General features: G+C 74.1%; 2 protein-coding genes. Both read left to right on the top strand.

What is annotated here, in order from left to right; genetic code table 11:
- The coding region (locus ACFU53_RS47615) for a futalosine hydrolase (protein WP_384006799.1) at positions 1-573 on the top strand (573 nt) is incomplete at its 5' end.
- A gap of 296 nt (positions 574-869) precedes the next feature.
- Positions 870-2625, top strand: a 1756-nt coding sequence (locus ACFU53_RS47610) for a type I polyketide synthase (RefSeq protein ID WP_384006795.1), incomplete at its 3' end; no start/stop codon positions are given.

Genomic DNA, 2625 nt, shown 5'->3' with positions numbered 1-2625 from the left:
GGGGGAGTGGGCCCCGCCGCCGCGGCGGCCGCCACCGACGCGGCTCTCACCGCGGCGGCCGTCCACCGGGACCCGTACCACCTCGTCATCTCCGCCGGCATCGCGGGCGGGTTCGCGCCCGTCGCCGCCCCGGGCTCCGTCGTCGTCGCCGACCGCGTCATCGCCGCCGATCTGGGCTGCGAGACCCCCGACGGGTTCCTGTCCGCCGACAGCCTCGGATTCGGCGTCTGCGAGCACTCGTGCGCGCCGCATCTGGCCGCAGCCGTCGCCCGTGTCCTCGGTGCCGTCCACGCACCCGTGCTGACCGTCTCCACCGTCACGGGCACCGCAGAACGCGCGCACGCCCTGCGCCGGCGCCACGGTGCCGCCGCAGAGGCGATGGAGGGCTTCGGCGTCGCCGAGGCCGCCGTCGTCCACGGCGTACCGCTGCTGGAGATCCGCACCATCTCCAACGCGGTCGGCCCCCGTGACCGCGCGGCCTGGCGCGTTCCCGAAGCCCTCGCCGCCCTCCGGGACGCCTTCGCCGTCCTGACCGACCTGCTCTCCCGCGGCGCCCCGCCCCCGTACACCTGAGCCCGCCCGGGCCCCGACCTCCGTGCGCGCGCTACGGCCGTCCGGGGTACCGCCCGATCCCCGTCGCCTCCCGGTCACCGCTCCTGCCTGCGTGAACGGCGGACCGGGCAGGATTTCCAAGGGTTTCCCCAGAGAACCCCGCCGGGGGCCGAAAAAGGATCCCGGCCCGGGTCATGCTGTCCTCACCGCACGAGGAGCACACCGCCGGCCAGGCCGCCACCGAGCGCCCGGCCGCTGCACACGGCCCCGCGCGGACACCCGTCCCATCACCGAACCGCACACCATGGGGGCAGTCCATGACGAAGGAAGCGCAGCTTCGGGACTACCTCAAGCGGGTCACCCTCGATCTCCACAACACCCGCCACAAGCTGAGGCAGTTGGAGACCCGCGAGCAGGAGCCCGTCGCCATCGTCGGCATGAGCTGCCGTCTCCCCGGCGACGTGCGCACCCCCGACGAGTTCTGGGACCTGCTGGCCTCCGGGACCGACGCGGTGACGGACTGGCCCGCCGACCGCGGCTGGCCCACGGCACCAGGGACACCGGCCGGCACCGGAGGCGAGCGCCACCGCGGCGGTTTCGTGCACGACGCGGACCGCTTCGACCCCGCCTTCTTCGGGATCTCCCCGCGCGAGGCCCTCGCCATGGACCCCCAGCAGCGCCTGCTGCTCGAAGTGGTCTGGGAGGCCTTCGAACGCGCCGGCATCGACCCCGTCACGCTGCGCGGCAGCCGCTCCGGCGTCTTCGTCGGATGCAGCGACCAGGGCTACACCTCCGGCCTGCGCGACGTGCCCGACGACGTCCGGGGCCACCTGCTCACCGGCAACTCCATGTCCGTCCTCTCCGGCCGCGTCGCCTACGCCCTCGGCCTGGAGGGCCCGGCCATCACCGTCGACACCGCCTGCTCCTCCTCCCTCGTCGCCCTGCACCTGGCCGCCCAGTCGCTGCGCTCCGGTGAGTGCTCCCTCGCGGTCGTCGGCGGCGTCACCGTCATGTCCAGCCCCGGCGCCTTCATCGAGTTCGACCGGCAGGGCGGCCTCTCCGGCGACGGCCGCTGCAAGGCGTTCTCCGACGACGCCGACGGCACCGGCTGGTCCGAGGGCGCCGGAACGATCGTCGTCGAGCGGCTCTCCGACGCCCGCCGCAACGGCCACCGGATCCTCGCTGTGCTGCGCGGCAGTGCCGTCAACCAGGACGGTGCCTCCAACGGACTCACCGCACCCAACGGACAGTCCCAGCAGCGCGTCATTCTCGCCGCGCTCGCCAACGCCTCACTCGCCCCGCAGGACGTGGACGCCGTCGAGGCGCACGGCACCGGAACCACCCTCGGCGACCCCATCGAGGCCCAGGCCCTCCTCGCCACCTACGGTCAGGGCCGCGCCGACGACCGTCCGCTGCTGCTCGGCTCCGCCAAGTCCAACATCGGCCACACGCAGGCGGCCGCGGGCGTCGTAGGCGTCATCAAGTCCGTCCTCGCCCTGGGCCACGGCGTCCTGCCGTCCACCCTGCACGCCGAACGCCCCTCCACCCACGTCGACTGGAGCGCCGGTCACGTACGACTGCTCACCGAGGCCGTCGACTGGCCCGGCTCCGACCACCCGCGCCGCGTCGGCGTCTCGGCCTTCGGTGTCTCCGGCACCAACGCCCACGCCATCATCGAGCAGGCCCCCGAACCCACCGACTACGCACCCGCCCCGGAACCGGCACCGCGTGCCGCCCACCCCGTCCTGCCGTGGCTCCTGTCCGCCCACGACGAGGACTCCCTGCGAGCCCAGGCACACCGCCTGACCGCTCACCTGACCGGACACCCGGACCTCGACCCCTACGACCTCGCCGCCGCCCTGGCCACCACCCGCACCGCCCACCCCCACCGCGCCGCCCTTCTCGGCACCGACCGTGCCGAACTTGTCGCCGCACTGGCCGAGTTGGCGGACGGTGACTCCGCCTCCCAGGCTGCCACCGGTACCGCGGGTGAGGGCCGGATGGCGTTCCTGTTCTCGGGGCAGGGTGCGCAGCGGGTGGGGATGGGCCGGGAGTTGTATGAGGCGTTCCCGG

Origin of the sequence: Streptomyces sp. NPDC057474, from assembly GCF_042802555.1 — a bacterium.
Classification (GTDB): domain Bacteria; phylum Actinomycetota; class Actinomycetes; order Streptomycetales; family Streptomycetaceae; genus Streptomyces.
This window is presented reverse-complemented; position numbering and strand designations above follow the sequence as displayed.